This is a genomic window from Flavobacterium sp. HSC-32F16, assembly GCF_024171645.1.
Taxonomy (GTDB): Bacteria; Bacteroidota; Bacteroidia; order Flavobacteriales; family Flavobacteriaceae; genus Flavobacterium.
Window position 1 is genome coordinate 246,786 of sequence record NZ_JALKAC010000008.1, and the last position, 14,929, is coordinate 261,714.

The following is a 14,929-nucleotide window of genomic DNA, read 5'->3' on the forward strand; positions in this document are numbered from 1 at the left end:
TAAAACCTATTGTTTTTCTGTTGTTTACACTTAAACGTTAACCGTAATAACATCCTTGAGTGAAGTAGAAAATTTTGGAGATAATCTGTTCTGCTTCATTTTCCATTGCCGTCCCAACGACTGTACGCCGAATTTAATTTTATTATTACCGTAACTCTGATTCATTTTATCAATTACACTCATTAAAGGCTGATGTTTAGGATTTGAAGTTTCGAATAAACTAAGCTGTGTTTCACTATTTGGCGTTAAGCCCATTACAATTACACCTGCTTTTTTATAACGATATCCTTTTTTAAAAATAGCTTTAAATCCTTTTTGTGCGGCCTCATTAAGTTCTATTGTCGAATTCGTTGGAAAATCAGTAGTGATGGTAATACTTCGCGAATATTGCGAGTTCTCGTCTTTTAAAAAACTAGTTTGTATAAAAACAGTTACCATATTACAATGACATTCCTGACGTCTTAATTTCTCGGCACAAGAGGCTGTAAACGTGCTGATTCGTTCTGATATTTCTTCAAAAGTAGTATATCTTTTTTCAAAAGATCTTGTAGTAGCAATCATTTTGCGGTCTGCTGCTTCTTCTAAGTCTAAAGTTGGTTTCCCTTCTAATTCATGTTTTAAACGAAGTCCCACTACAGACATTTCTTTTCGTACCCATGCATCTGGAAGTTGCGTAAATTCATAAGCGGTGTTAACTTTTCTTGCTTTCAGTCGTTTAGCGAGCTTTCTTCCAATTCCCCAAACGTCTTCAATTTTAGTCCATTTTAATGCTTTAATTCTTTTTTCTTCAGTATCCATACAATAAACGCCCTGCGTACGATCTGCAAATTTTCGAGCAATTTTATTCGCCATTTTTGCCAAAGCTTTGGTAGGCGCAAAACCTATACTAACAGGAATTCCCGTTCCTTGTGTCACTTCTTTTCGCATTTTTAAACCCAGCGTATTCAGATCAAATAAATCATAACCTGAAAATTTCAGGAAAGCTTCATCGATGCTGTAAATCTCGATTTCGGGAGTATAAGTTCGAAGCAGGTTCATTACCCGATTACTCATATCGCCGTACAATGGATAATTGGAAGAATACACAAAAATGTTTTTTTCTTTAAAAATAGATTCATACTTAAAAGCCGGAATAGCCATTGGAATACCCAGAGCTTTAGCTTCATCAGAACGCGAAATAACACAACCATCATTATTAGAGAGAATAACGATAGGTTTTCCTCTTAAATGCGGTTCAAATACTCTTTGGCAAGAAGCATAAAAATTGTTACAATCGACTAAAGCAAACATTTTCTAAATGTGTTTTTTATTTTTATTTTAAATCTTTGGGGTAATCATTTTTAAACACATAGAAACATAGTTCTTGGAACTGTATAAAGGCGTTTCACTTGCATTAACACACATAGAACTATGTGTGAGAAACTAGTTTCTTTTTTGTATTCTTTTTACGCATTTAAAATCTATGTTTCTATGTGTTTAATTATTTTTCACGAACTATATCACTAACAGGTTATTTTAAAAAGTTTTAATACAATGAACCACAATTCCCCAAATCACAAAATTATTTTCCGGAGTTACTTTTATAGGCTGATAATCTTCATTTTCGGCAATTAGCCAGATGATGTCTTTTTCTATTTTAATACGCTTTACAGTAAATTCGCCATCGATTTGGCAGACAGCAATTTTATTATTCTGCGGTTCCAGACTTTTATCAATAATCAATAAATCGCCATCATTGATACCGACATTTTTCATAGAATGTCCTTTAACTCTGGCAAAATAAGTAGTGTATTTATGTTTGATAAATTCTTTATTGAGATCAATCGATAATTCGATAAAGTCATCTGCAGGCGAAGGAAAACCTGCGCTGATACCAACGTCAAAAAAAGGTATTTTTACTTCCGAACTTAGATCCGGAATGTACAATTCTATTGATTTTGTGGTATTTATATTGCTCAATTTCATAATCACTTCAAAAAAATGTTTTTTTGCATAAAGCAAAATTAGCACAGTTGATAACATTTTTTCATATATTTGCTGTTCCAAATTATAACAAATTAATTATGTCCTTATTTTCAGATAACATCAGAGCATTGAGGGTTAAGCATAAAATATCGCAGGAGAAATTAGCTGAAAACCTTAGCATTACCAGAGGAAGATACGTTAAATACGAAGATGGAACTTCGGAAGCACCGTATGATATTTTAAAGAAAATTGCCTTATATTTTCATATGAGTATTGACTTAATATTATCTGTCGATATACGCAAAATTGATGTGCAAAATTTGATAAAACTGGAAGGCAATCGACTTATTTTACCCATTCAAGTGGATAGTTTTGGAGAAAACTTTATTGAAATTGTATCTCAAAAAGCAAAAGCAGGTTATCTAAACGGATATGCTGATCCAGAATATATTGAAAGTTTACAGCAGATTACACTTCCTTTTTTAGGACCGGGAAAACATCGCGGATTTCCTGTTGAAGGGGATTCAATGCCTCCACACGAAGACGGTTCTATTATTATAGGCCGTTATGTGGAAAAGCTGGGAGAGGTGATGGACGGAAAAACCTATATTCTTATTACTAAAAATGAAGGAATGGTATATAAGCGTCTCAATAAAAACAAAAAGAACGCTTTGGTTCTAGAATCAGATAATAGTTTTTATCCGAATTATGAAGTGAAAGCTTCTGATATTTTAGAAATTTGGGAATACGAATGTAATATTGGCCGTTCGGATAAAAAACAAGAAATAACAGAAACGGGAGCAATGAAGGATTTGCTTTTAGAATTAAAAAGAGAAGTTAGGGAGATTAAGAATAATACTTCGAATACGTAAAAATATTTGTCAGTCTGAGCGAAGTCGAAGACCTTTTGTTGGTATAAAGCCTTCGACTTCGCTCAGACTGACAATCGTAATTAGATAAACAAAATATTAAACATGTTTTCTAAAACTCTAAAGAAATATTTTGACACATTTTTAAGTCCCGAAGGGACGATTCATATTGTAGGGCCGGATTTTAATCCGGTTAAAAAATAAATTCGTAATACAAAATATTCATATCGTTTAATAAATAGACTGGATTGAAATCCAGCCCTACAATATGGATCGAGCCTACGGCTCTTTTTTAATATAATTCGTGAAAATTTGTGTAATTCGTGGCAAACCAACTACACAAAGTCATTCAAAAATCCTTCTAATCTGTAAAATCTGTGATAAAAAAAAACTAAACCTTCAAGGAAAACCAAAACGTGCTTCCTAAGCCTAAATTGCTTTCCACACCAACGCTTCCGTTTTGTGCCTCAATAAATTCTTTACTAATTGCCAATCCCAATCCCGTTCCTGATTTCTGACTTCCCGGAACTTGAAAATACTTATCAAAAACTTTGTCTTTATATCTTGTATCAATTCCTTTTCCAGTGTCGATAACCTGAAATACGATTTGATTATTTTCTTTTTTTAATTTGATGATAATTGTGCTTTTTTCAGAAGAATACCGAATTGCATTCGACAAATAATTAATCAAAACCCAGCCTGTTTTTTCGCTGTCGGCTTTTACGTCTTGCAGATTTTCATCGGCATCAATTAAAATATTTATTTGTTTTTGATCGGCTTGAACTTTTACAGCTTCAACAGCATAATGTACAATTTCATGCGGATTACTTTTTTCGATATTCAGCTGAATATTTCCAGTTTCTAATTGAGACAGATTAAGCAATTCTCCCGTAATTTTCAATAAGCGCTGACTATCATCTTTTATACTTTCGACCAATTGTTTCTGATCATCGTTCATGTCGCCCGTTTTTCCATTTTCAAGCAATTGAAGACTTAATTTTATAGAAGCAATAGGCGTTTTTAATTCGTGTGAAACAGTTGCAATAAAATTGGTTTTCGCAAAATCAAGTTCTTTAAAAAGCGTAATATTTCGCAGAATAATAACATCGCCAATATTGATTTCCTTTTCTTCACCTGTTGGGATTATAGTAATATTTAGGATTTCTTTTTCGAAATAACTTTCTTTTCCGTGCGCATAGATTTTAAGAGGTTGCTTTTTAGGAGAATCTGTGTCCTCTTTTAAAATCAAAGAACGAATTAAATCATTTGACAAAGCTAGAGTAGAAGCCGATTTCCCTATAACATCTTCCAGTTTCAAACCAATAATTTTAAGTGCTTCATCATTGGCAAACAAAACTATTCCTTCATTGTCCAGACCAATAATGGGATCGTTCATATTATTGATTAAAGTTTCCAGTCGTTTCTTTTCGAAAAAGAGTTTGTACAAATTACTGTCGTTGTATTCCTGAAGTTTCTGCGCCATTGTATTAAACGATTTAGCCAAATCTCCAAATTCGCTATGACTCGTAAAATGAACACGTTCTGAATAATTTTTATTGGCAATTTCCTTAATACTCATTGTCAATTCCTTTATTGGATTGGCAATATTATTAGGCAGATTAATTAATAAATTAAAGGCAATTAAAAAGCATAAAGTTCCCACAATAGCAATCCATAAATTAGCATTTTCGGCGGTATGTTTGGCAATATCGCTTTTCTGTTTTATGGCATCCAGATTCAGTTTCATAATCGCAAAAATGTCCTGTCTAACTTGTGCTTTTAAAGCTTCATTAGAGCCGTTTTTTTCTAAAAGAGCAAAACTTTTTTCAAGACTGGCGGTCGCTTCTTTTTCTCCTGGTTCGGTAACATTTTGTGTTTGTTTTTCAAGATATTCCTTGAAAACATGAATCTTACTATCAGGGCTCGCTTTAATTTCATCCAAAGACAAAATCATATTTCGCGAATATTCCAGCGTATTATAATTTGCTTTCAGAATATTTTCTGTATCCGCTTTTATCAAAAAAACAGAATAACCGCTCACTAACGAAAGTATAATGATCATTAAAAATAATAATCCAACTCCCAGATTCAATTTGGTTTTAATTCTCATTTTATAAAACTTTTTTTTGAACCATATAAGTAATATAAGAAAATGTAAGTACAGCTGATTAAGCATTCTGTTTAAATGAACTTATATAACTTATATGGTTTAATTTTTTTACGACAGAATAACAAGATCAACATTTGATAAAGACAGTTTGTTTAGCAAACGCCTAAAAATTGTTGTAGACAAAATTACTTTAAATAAATTCAAATGCGGTTTTCCTATGCAGACAGTTGTAATTTGTTTTTCTTCTGCTGTAGTCAAAATCGCATCGGCAATATTTTTGTTTTCTAGTTTAATAACTTCTGCGCCTAATTGTACAGCGAGTTTAAAATTATTAATTAAATGTCGTTGTTTGTCCAAAGCAATTTTTGTACTGCTTTCCTGTGGCGTTTCCACATACAAAACATACCACGATCCGTTGTAATAACTAGCCAGTCGTGCCGCTTTTCTAATTACAATTTTGGCCGTTTTATCATTACTGCTAATACAGGCCAACAATTTTTCATGTCGTAAAGCATGAAGATTCGGAACTTCATTTTCAACTTTTCGAACGACCTGACTCGCTACTTCTTTCAAAGCCAATTCCCGAAGTTGTAAAATCTGTTCCGATTTAAAAAAGTTCGTTAAAGCCGTCTGAATTTTATCCGGAGTATAAATTTTTCCTTCTTTCAAACGCGCAATCAAATCTTCTGAAGTCAAATCGATATTGACGACTTCATCCGCCAATCGCAAAACATTATCCGGAATTCTTTCCTGAACATCAATGTTGGTAATGCGTTTTACGTCTTCATTTAAACTTTCAATATGCTGAATATTGACAGCCGAAATTACATTAATACCCGCTTCCAGAATTTCTAAAACATCCTGCCAGCGTTTTTCATTTTTGCTTCCTTCAATGTTTGTATGTGCTAATTCATCAACAATAACCACTTCTGGACGAAGGTTGATTATAGCTTGAACATCCAGTTCTTCTAATTCTTTTCCTTTATAGAAAATGGTCCGTCTCGGAATTATAGGCAAACCCGCTAATAATTCATGCGTTTCCTTTCGCATGTGCGTTTCGATGTAGCCAATTTTCACATCGATTCCGTTTTTCAATAACGAATGCGCTTCCTGAAGCATACGAAAAGTTTTGCCCACACCGGCGCTCATTCCAATGTAGATTTTAAACTTTCCCTTTCGTGATTTCTGAATTAAATCGAGAAAGTGCTGCGCGTTATTTTCTTTTTCTTCTCTCATGTTTTTTTGCCACTAAGGCGCTAAGTCACAAAGTTTTTTTAGCCACAGATTACACAGATTAGAAGGATTATTAATTACTTTGTATTGATTTTTTTGCCACGAATTACACAAATTTCCACGAATTATATTTAATAAAAATTAGTGAAAATTTGTGTAATTCGTGGCGAAAAAAAATCCTTTTAATCTGTGTAATCTGTGGCAAGAAATATTTTTCTAAAAACTAATCGCCAGCGAAGTCGTTACAAACGTATTTGTATCCGTTGGAAGATTATCTTTGTTTGTGAAGATTTGATCTTTACTTGAAAGATTTCTGGCTTCAATTCTAAACATAACATTATCAGTAACTAAGTAATCAAAGTTAGCTGAAATACCGCAAGTTTTAAAACCGTTTGGCGTTTCCGTTGCGATAATTACACCTTTTTCATCACTATAATATTCACCGCGCGCTGCAAGTTGAATTTTATCTGTTGGCTTATATTGCAAAATCAAAACTGGTGAAAACCAAGTGTCGTATTTATTACTGCTTTTAGCCGATTGCTGTGATCCAACATCAAAACCAGCCGTAACATTTGTTTTCTCCGTTACCTTAAACTGTCCGTAAAAGTTATTAAAATAACGCCATTTTTTGTCAATATCCGGCTGTTCATTTCCAACATAAGTACTCCAGTTCAAAGCAACCCGATCAGACGGTTTGTAAGTAACCTGAGTCCCAAAAGCAGGCGTTTGATTTTCTTCTACTTTCTCAATTCGCTGCCAGCCATTTAAGTACATACCCGCCAAATACCATTTTCCAGATTCTGATGTATAACCAATTTTAACTCCCGTTTCATAATAAGGAGAATTCTCAGCCAGAATACTTCTCGTTAAAGTCTGGCAATCTTTTCCAATCGCACTTTCAAAACCAATATGAGAAGGCATAATTCCCGCATCAATCCATAAATTATGACTTTTCGAAATCTTTACACCAACATTCGCTTCGTAAACATTTTTTAACAAACCTTGCTCAGCAGCCATATTATATTCGGCATAAGTTCCCGCCATTAAAGCAAAATTTCCTCGAATATTTTCTTTCGAATAATTCACTTTTGCCATTCCTAAATTCAGGTTTACCTCGTTGCTTTTATTATAACTGTAAAAAAAGTTTGGCCGTGTATGGTTTTCAGGTTTCCCAAAATCATAACTGTAATAAGCGTCTACATATCCTGAAAATGTTAGTGGACTTTTTGATTCTTCTTGTGCATGTAAATTGCTAAAACCAAAAGCGATTAAAGCAGTAAGTATTATTTTTTTCATTTTTGTGGTATTCAATTATTTATTAGTAGATTTTTTAGGAGCTAATCCCGCTATCCGTTTCAATCTTTTGTGTCTCGTTAAAGAAACGAGACACAAAAGGATTTCCACTACTATCGGGGCTAGGGCATTTGGGGTAAAAAAGGCGTTTTGTTTCCTGCAATCCCGAAGCTTCGGGACAAAACCTTGTAGGTATTAATTATAAGTTTCAGTTTACGTTTTGTTTGTCATCCTGAGGAACGAAGGATCACACTAGTAGCTCGACAAAGATTGGCGATCATGCAGACGGAGTTTCTCATGTGATCCTTCGTTCCTCAGGATGACAAACTACACGGTTACTTCATGATAATACTTGATGTCGATTTTCATACCTACAAGGTTTAGAAAACCTTGCAGGAGAAAAACCTTAGTATCTTAGCAGCTCAGAACCTCAGAACCTTTTTTATCGAAGCTCATCCAAAGCCGCATTCAATTCCAAAACATTAACCGTTTCAGGACCAACTACAGCCGAATTAATTTTAGATTCAACCAAAGATTTTACTTTAACTTCATCTAGTTTTCTTTCTTTAGCAATTCGTTTTACCTGAATCAAAGCACCCTGCGGAGAAATATTAGGATCTAAACCACTTCCTGAAGCCGTAACCATATCTGACGGAATATCAGATTTTTTCAAATATGGATGAACCAATAAAAGTGTATCAATTCTTTTTTGAACCAAAGCCAAATAATCGGCGTTGCTTGGGCCTTTGTTGCTTCCGGCACTTCCGGCCGCATTATAATCAACAGCTGATGGTCTTCCCCAGAAATAATTCGACTTATCGAATTTCTGACCAATTTTTTGGTAACCAACGACTTTTCCGTTAACAGAAATCGTTTCTCCTTTCCCTTGATTTGGAGCCAATTGTGCGATTCCGTAAATCGCTAAAGGATAAATAACCGCAAACAAAATCAAAGTAAATACGGTAAGTTTTAATAGTGAAAATAGATTTTTCATTTTTTTGAAGATTCTAAGGGACTAAGTTGCTAAGGTTCTAAGTTTTTTTTCAGAAGCTTAGCAAATCGAAGTCATGTTTTTAATTTGAGTTTTTAAAGATTCCTGAATTTTACGATTCTAAGAGAAAAACCTTAGTCCCTTAGAATCTTAGCATCTTAGAACCTTACATAAAAAGTGCTACCAGCAAATCAATTACTTTAATTCCGATAAAAGGAACAATCAATCCGCCAAGACCATAAATTAAAAGGTTTCTTTTTAAGATCGCACTAGCTCCAATTGGTCGATAGTCAACCCCTTTCAGCGCAAGCGGAATCAATATCGGAATGATAATCGCATTGAAAATTACAGCAGATAAAATCGCACTTTCAGGACTATGCAAATGCATGATATTTAAACCTTGAAGCGCAGGAATCGCAGTAATAAAAAGAGCAGGAACAATAGCAAAATATTTCGCAACGTCATTTGCAATAGAAAAAGTAGTTAAAGTTCCGCGAGTCATTAAAAGCTGTTTTCCAATTTCAACAATCTCGATTAGTTTCGTTGGGTCATTGTCAAGATCGACCATGTTTCCGGCTTCTTTTGCAGCTTGAGTTCCGCTGTTCATCGCAACACCAACATTTGCTTGGGCAAGGGCAGGAGCATCATTTGTTCCGTCACCCATCATGGCAACCAATCTTCCTTCGGCTTGTTCTTTTCTAATGTAATTCATTTTATCCTCAGGTTTAGCCTCGGCAATAAAATCATCAACTCCGGCAGCTTCGGCAATAAATTTGGCCGTAAGTGGATTATCTCCGGTAACCATTACCGTTTTGATTCCCATTCTTCGTAAGCGCTCAAAACGTTCTTTCATTCCGGTTTTGATAATATCCTGAAGTTCGATAACACCTTGAACTTCATTGTTTTTAATCACAACTAATGGAGTTCCTCCGTTAGACGAAATGGTAATTACTTGTTGTGCAGTATCTTCTGGAAATGCATTTCCGGCTTGCTGTGCAATGTTTTTTGCAGCGTCTTGTGCTCCTTTTCTAATATTTGTTCCATCTTTTAATACCACTCCAGAAGTTCTGGTTTCGGCAGTAAATTTTATACTGTGTGAGATGTTTTCTGTAAGAAGTGAAATGTCTGACTGCATTTTACTATTCACATCTAACATTTTACCGAGCTCGAGAATACTTTTCCCTTCCGGAGTATCGTCTGCAAGCGAACTCAAAACAGCCGATTTCACAAAATCATCAAAAGAAATTCCTTTTGTTGGATAAAAATTGGTTGCTTTTCTGTTTCCAATTGTAATGGTTCCGGTTTTATCCAAAAGCAATACATCAATATCTCCCGCAGTTTCAACCGCTTTCCCCGATTTTGTAATTACGTTAGCACGCAACGCTCTGTCCATTCCAGCAATACCAATCGCAGAAAGTAAACCTCCAATTGTAGTTGGAATTAAACAAACAAACAAAGCAATGAAAGCCGCGATCGTGATGGGTGCGTTGGCATAGTCGGCAAACGGTTTTAGCGTAACACACACAATCACGAAGATTAAAGTAAATGCGGCTAATAAAATAGTTAAGGCAATTTCGTTTGGTGTTTTCTGACGGCTTGCACCTTCAACCAAAGCAATCATTTTATCTAAAAAGCTTTCGCCAGGTTCAGAAGTGACTTTTACTTTGATTTTATCAGATAATACTTTTGTACCTCCGGTTACTGAAGATTTATCTCCGCCAGCTTCTCTAATTACAGGAGCACTTTCTCCAGTAATGGCACTTTCGTCGATTGTAGCCAGACCTTCGATAATTTCACCATCGGCAGCAATTAAATCGCCAGCTTCGCAAACGAAAATATCGTCTTTTTTTAATGCCGAAGAACTGATGTTTTTGATTTCTCCATTAGGTAAAATTTGTCTTGCCGGAGTTTCTTCTCTTGTTTTTCTTAAACTGTCGGCTTGTGCTTTTCCTCTTGCTTCGGCAATTGCTTCGGCGAAATTGGCAAATAAAAGTGTTGCCAGTAAAATCAAGAACACAATTAGGTTATAAGTAAAACTACCTTGGTCATTTGCACCCATTAATATTGAAATACAAACGGCAAACATAATGGCAGTTCCAATTTCTACGGTAAACATTACCGGATTTTTGATCATCATTTTTGGATTCAGCTTAACAAAAGATTGCAATAAAGCTTCTTTTACCTGCTTACTTTCAAACAATGATGTGGATTTATTAGTTGTCATTTTCTTGTAAAAAGTTAAATGTTATTTGTTAAATGTTATGCGCTAAAAACACATAGATTATAGAACATAGCCAGCGGTTTCAACCGCTGGGACGCAACGTATATCATAATCTTTGTCTCTGCAATTCGTTTCCCGTGGTTGAAACCACGAGCTATATTGAAATGCGAATGGTAAAATCGTTATTCTAACTATGTGTGAAAACGAGTTTTCTTTTTATTCTTTTTTATAGATTTAAATTCTATGTTTCTATGTGTTTAAAATATCCAGTATTTTTATTTTAGTGTAAAATACTCCGCCAAAGGACCAAGCGCCAACGCTGGGAAGAATGATAAAGCAGCGATAATTGCGATTACAGCAAAAGTCATGATTCCGAAAATTGAGGTATCTGTTTTTAAAGTTCCTGCACTCTCTGGAATGTATTTTTTACCTGCCAGCAAGCCTGCAATTGCCAATGGACCAATGATTGGAATAAAACGGCTTAACAGTAATACAATTCCAGTTGTGATATTCCAGAACGGATTATTGTCTCCTAAACCTTCAAAACCAGAACCGTTGTTAGCAGCACTTGAAGTATATTCGTATAACATTTCTGAGAATCCGTGGTTTCCAGGGTTGTTTAGCCAGCCTGTTGCGTTTCCGTTAAACCAATAGCCCATTGCAGTGTCATGCGCAGCAAAATAAGAGGCTAAAGCAGTTCCTGCTAATATTAATAAAGGGTGAAGAATCGCGATAAAAGCAGCAATTTTTACTTCCCGCGCTTCGATTTTCTTCCCTAAAAATTCAGGAGTTCGGCCTACCATTAATCCGGAGATAAATACAGCCAGAATAATGAAAATGTAATAGTTCAAAATACCAACACCACATCCGCCGTAAAAGGCATTCACCATCATAGATAATAATTGCATAGCGCCAGAAACTGGCATTGAGCTATCGTGCATACTGTTTACAGAACCTGTAGAAATTACCGTTGTGGCAATACTCCAAAAACCTGACATTGCGGGACCAAACCGAACTTCTTTTCCTTCCATCGCTCCGGTTGTTTGTGCAATACCCATTTTTTCAATAGCTGGATTTCCGTTGATTTCACTCATAACTGTTGGAACAACCAGAAGCAAAAAACCAACTGTCATTACGCCAAATATGATGTTTGATAATTTTCTTTTGTTTAGGAAAAATCCAAGTGCAAAAATCATCGCAAACGGAATAATCATCTGTGCCCAAAGCTCCACTCCATTTGTAAAATAAGTTGGGTTTTCTAATGGATGCGCTGAGTTGGCTCCAAAAAATCCACCACCATTTGTACCAATATGTTTAATAGCAATAAAGGCTGCTGCAGGTCCGCGAGAAACTTCGACATGATCACCTTGAAGCGTTGTAATAGCATCTTTACCTTCAAAAGACATAGGAGTACCACTAAAAACTAATGCAATAGCTACAATTACTGAAAGGGGTAATAAAATACGAGTACAGCTTTTGATGAAATAATTATAAAAATTACCCAATTGTTCTGTCGTTCTTTCTTTCATTGCCGTAAAAATCATTGCGGCAGCAGCCATCCCGATACCGGCAGAAACAAATTGAAGGAACATCAAGACAATTTGTGAAAGATAAGAAACCCCGCTTTCGCCCGAATAATGCTGTAAGTTACAATTGACTAAAAATGAAATAGCAGTGTTAAATGCCAAATCGGGTGTCATCGATGGGTTATTATCTGGATTTAAAGGCAAAGAACCTTGAAACAATAAGACAAAAAAGCAAAGAAAGAACCAAACCATATTAATACTTAAAAGTGCTTTTAAGTGTTGTTTCCAGTTCATTTCTTCAGTGGAATTAATACCGCTGATTTTAAAAATAAATTTTTCAATTGGATTGAAGATCGGGTCAAGAAGTGTTTTATCTCCCAAATAAACTTTAGCAATATATTTTCCTAATGGAATCGCTAAAACAATGGTTACGATAAAAATACCAATGACGCCTAATAATTCTGTGTTCATAATATGTGAGTTTTTGTAAAATGTAAGATGTAATTTGTAAAAATGAGACGGACGCATAACATCTAACATCTCACTTATAACTTTTTACATTATTAAAATTTTTCGGGTTTGATTAATACATAAACCAAATACACGAAAACGGCGATTGAAATAATAAATAGTGCGGTCATGATTTAGATTTTTTCAAAAAATTCAACAGAGAGAAAACAAATGGCAAACAGCACAACGGCCAGTCCGAGTAAAAGAAAAGTGATCATAGGATAATTATTTTAGAATTCAGATTTTAGATTTTAGATTGTTTTGGAGCGATTAAACAATTAAACAGTTAACCGATTAAACACCAGAGGCATTAACCTGCTTGATATATTCCGCTTTAAGCGTTTGTGGAAAAAGATGTGAAATATTGCAGTGACGCACTTCCATAAAAGAAGAAACCGAAAAAACATACACATTAGAAATGGCATTTTTAGTTTCGATGCTTCCGGTTATAAACAAACGTTCGGCAAGAGCCAGACATTTTTTGGCACGAACGATATTTCCAGAAATAATCGATTTTTTAGTGATTTCGGCAAAGCGTTCAGCTTGTTTGTAGATTGAGGTAACTTGAGTTTTCATTTGGAATGAATTTTTAATGTTCTCTCTCGTTATGCCAAAATATGTTCCGAAAAAGTCAAGTTACAGCTAAAGTGCTGTCAATAAAAGGAATGTAGTTGTGTGCCAAAAATCAGGAATAAAAAAAGCCTATCAAAATGATAAGCTTTTATTGAAATGATAAGGTTTATGTTGAGAATCAACGTCTCCTGCAAGGTTTTCAAAACCTTGTAGGTATTCTACTTAATTATAAAGTTCAAATTATTTAAAATTTAAACCTACAAGGTTTTGAAAACCTTGCAGGATCACGGCTGTATATTATACTCTTCCAGCTTTCTATACAAAGTCGCAATTCCAATTTCTAATAATCGTGCCGTCTCGGCTTTATTTCCTTTTGTATAATTTAAAACCTTTTGAATATGAAGTTTCTCAACACTTTGCATAGAAAAAGCCGACATTGATTTGGTAGTTTTCTCCGCTTGATGTTGCATTTCGTACGGAAGAACATCCGAAGTTAAAGTATCGCCATTACTCAAAATAACCGATCTTTCAATGATGTTTTTAAGTTCGCGGATATTTCCAGGCCAGGAATAATTTTCTAATTTCTGCATAAAATCATCAGAGATTTGTAATGTTTTTTTATTCGTTTTTTCAGAAAATTGTTTGACAAAATGATGCGTCAATACTGCAATATCTTTAATTCTTTCTCTTAAAGAAGGCAATTTAATTTCGAAGATATTTAAACGGAAATATAAATCAGAACGAAAACGATGCTCATCACTTTCTGTTTTTAAATCTCGGTTTGTAGCTGCAATTAATCTGAAATTTGATTTTTTTGGAGTGGTGTCGCCAACGGGAATATATTCGGAAGTTTCTAAAACACGCAACAATTTGGCTTGAAGATCAATTGGCATTTCACCAATTTCATCTAGAAATAAAGTTCCGCCATTGGCTTCTTCAATAAAACCTTTTTTATCTTTTACAGCTCCCGTAAAAGCGCCTTGTTTATGACCAAAAAGTTCACTTTCTAAAATTTCTTTGGTGAAAGTACTGCAGTTTAATGCCACAAAAGATTTTCCAACACGATTACTGTTTTCATGAATCGCCTGTGCAAAAACTTCTTTTCCCGTTCCTGTTTCGCCGGTAAGTAAAACAGTCGAATCTGTTTTAGCTACTTTTTGTGCGAGATCAATAACCTGTTCAATTCCTTTCGATTTTCCAATAATGGTATTGAAAGAATATTTATCGTTGATGCGTTTTTCAAGTTGCTGTACTTTCTTTTGCAAATGCACTTTTTCAACCGCTTTATAAAGAAGCGGAATAATTTTATCGTTATCGTCGCCTTTTACAATATAATCGAAAGCGCCATTTTTCATTGCCTGAACGCCATCTGGAATATTTCCAAAAGCAGTTAACAAAATAACTTCTGTCAAAGGAAAACTTCCTTTTATGTTTTGAAGAAAATCAACACCATTTCCGTCGGGTAATTTTACATCACACAAAACAACATCAATATCCGTTTGTTCCAGTTTCTTAAAACCCGATTTTAAATCTTTGGCTTCAAAAACTTCAAATCCTTCCGATTTTATAATACGCGCCAGCAGACTTCTCAGTTTTTCTTCGTCGTCTATAATTAAAATTTTGTGTGTCATTTTGCAG

The 14,929-nt window shown here is 34.7% G+C and carries 12 protein-coding genes; 1 reads left to right on the plus strand and 11 read right to left on the minus strand.

All coding sequences use genetic code 11. The features are described from left to right. Window positions 1-30: 30 nt before the first annotated feature. Both L1276_RS19995 and L1276_RS20000 read right to left on the minus strand, forming a co-directional pair. Window positions 31-1,290: a Y-family DNA polymerase gene (locus L1276_RS19995; protein ID WP_253790957.1), complete on the minus strand. Its 1,260-nt coding sequence runs from the start codon at window positions 1,288-1,290 to the stop codon at window positions 31-33. A gap of 225 nt (window positions 1,291-1,515) precedes the next feature. Then, the gene (locus L1276_RS20000; protein ID WP_253790959.1) at window positions 1,516-1,965 is read right to left on the minus strand and encodes a LexA family transcriptional regulator; all 450 of its coding nucleotides are present in this window, start codon (window positions 1,963-1,965) and stop codon (window positions 1,516-1,518) included. Window positions 1,966-2,063: 98 nt separating this feature from the next. Between L1276_RS20000 and L1276_RS20005 the strand changes: the two genes are divergently transcribed. Further along, window positions 2,064-2,837 (plus strand): LexA family transcriptional regulator, encoded by a 774-nt coding sequence (locus tag L1276_RS20005; protein ID WP_053472327.1) that lies wholly within the window; start codon window positions 2,064-2,066, stop codon window positions 2,835-2,837. 388 nt (window positions 2,838-3,225) lie between these two features. On the opposite strand, the gene L1276_RS20010 is transcribed toward L1276_RS20005, so the two are convergent. From L1276_RS20010 to L1276_RS20050, 9 genes are all read right to left on the minus strand, one after another. Then, the gene (locus L1276_RS20010) at window positions 3,226-4,944 is read right to left on the minus strand and encodes an ATP-binding protein (RefSeq protein ID WP_253790961.1); all 1,719 of its coding nucleotides are present in this window, start codon (window positions 4,942-4,944) and stop codon (window positions 3,226-3,228) included. Window positions 4,945-5,052: 108 nt separating this feature from the next. Further along, entirely contained in the window at window positions 5,053-6,180 is a 1,128-nt protein-coding gene (locus L1276_RS20015; protein WP_253790963.1) for a universal stress protein, read from the minus strand. Window positions 6,181-6,393: 213 nt separating this feature from the next. Then, window positions 6,394-7,473 carry a porin gene (locus tag L1276_RS20020; protein ID WP_253790965.1) on the minus strand — a complete coding sequence of 360 codons (1,080 nt, stop codon included), beginning with the start codon at window positions 7,471-7,473 and terminating at the stop codon, window positions 6,394-6,396. 439 nt (window positions 7,474-7,912) lie between these two features. Continuing rightward, window positions 7,913-8,464, minus strand: coding sequence for a K(+)-transporting ATPase subunit C (locus L1276_RS20025; RefSeq protein ID WP_253790967.1), 552 nt, complete (start codon window positions 8,462-8,464; stop codon window positions 7,913-7,915). A 163-nt stretch (window positions 8,465-8,627) separates the two neighbouring features. Then, on the minus strand, window positions 8,628-10,685 hold the full coding sequence (gene kdpB, locus L1276_RS20030; protein ID WP_253790969.1) for a potassium-transporting ATPase subunit KdpB: 2,058 nt from the start codon (window positions 10,683-10,685) through the stop codon (window positions 8,628-8,630). Between the two features lie 272 nt (window positions 10,686-10,957). Beyond that, on the minus strand, window positions 10,958-12,679 hold the full coding sequence (kdpA, locus tag L1276_RS20035; RefSeq protein ID WP_253790971.1) for a potassium-transporting ATPase subunit KdpA: 1,722 nt from the start codon (window positions 12,677-12,679) through the stop codon (window positions 10,958-10,960). Between the two features lie 92 nt (window positions 12,680-12,771). Further along, window positions 12,772-12,849 (minus strand): K(+)-transporting ATPase subunit F, encoded by a 78-nt coding sequence (gene kdpF, locus L1276_RS20040; RefSeq protein ID WP_081909388.1) that lies wholly within the window; start codon window positions 12,847-12,849, stop codon window positions 12,772-12,774. Window positions 12,850-13,012: 163 nt separating this feature from the next. Continuing rightward, complete coding sequence (locus L1276_RS20045) at window positions 13,013-13,294, minus strand: hypothetical protein (protein ID WP_071636641.1); 282 nt, start codon at window positions 13,292-13,294, stop codon at window positions 13,013-13,015. Window positions 13,295-13,575: 281 nt separating this feature from the next. Next, window positions 13,576-14,922: a sigma-54 dependent transcriptional regulator gene (locus tag L1276_RS20050; protein ID WP_253790973.1), complete on the minus strand. Its 1,347-nt coding sequence runs from the start codon at window positions 14,920-14,922 to the stop codon at window positions 13,576-13,578. Window positions 14,923-14,929: the final 7 nt, after the last annotated feature.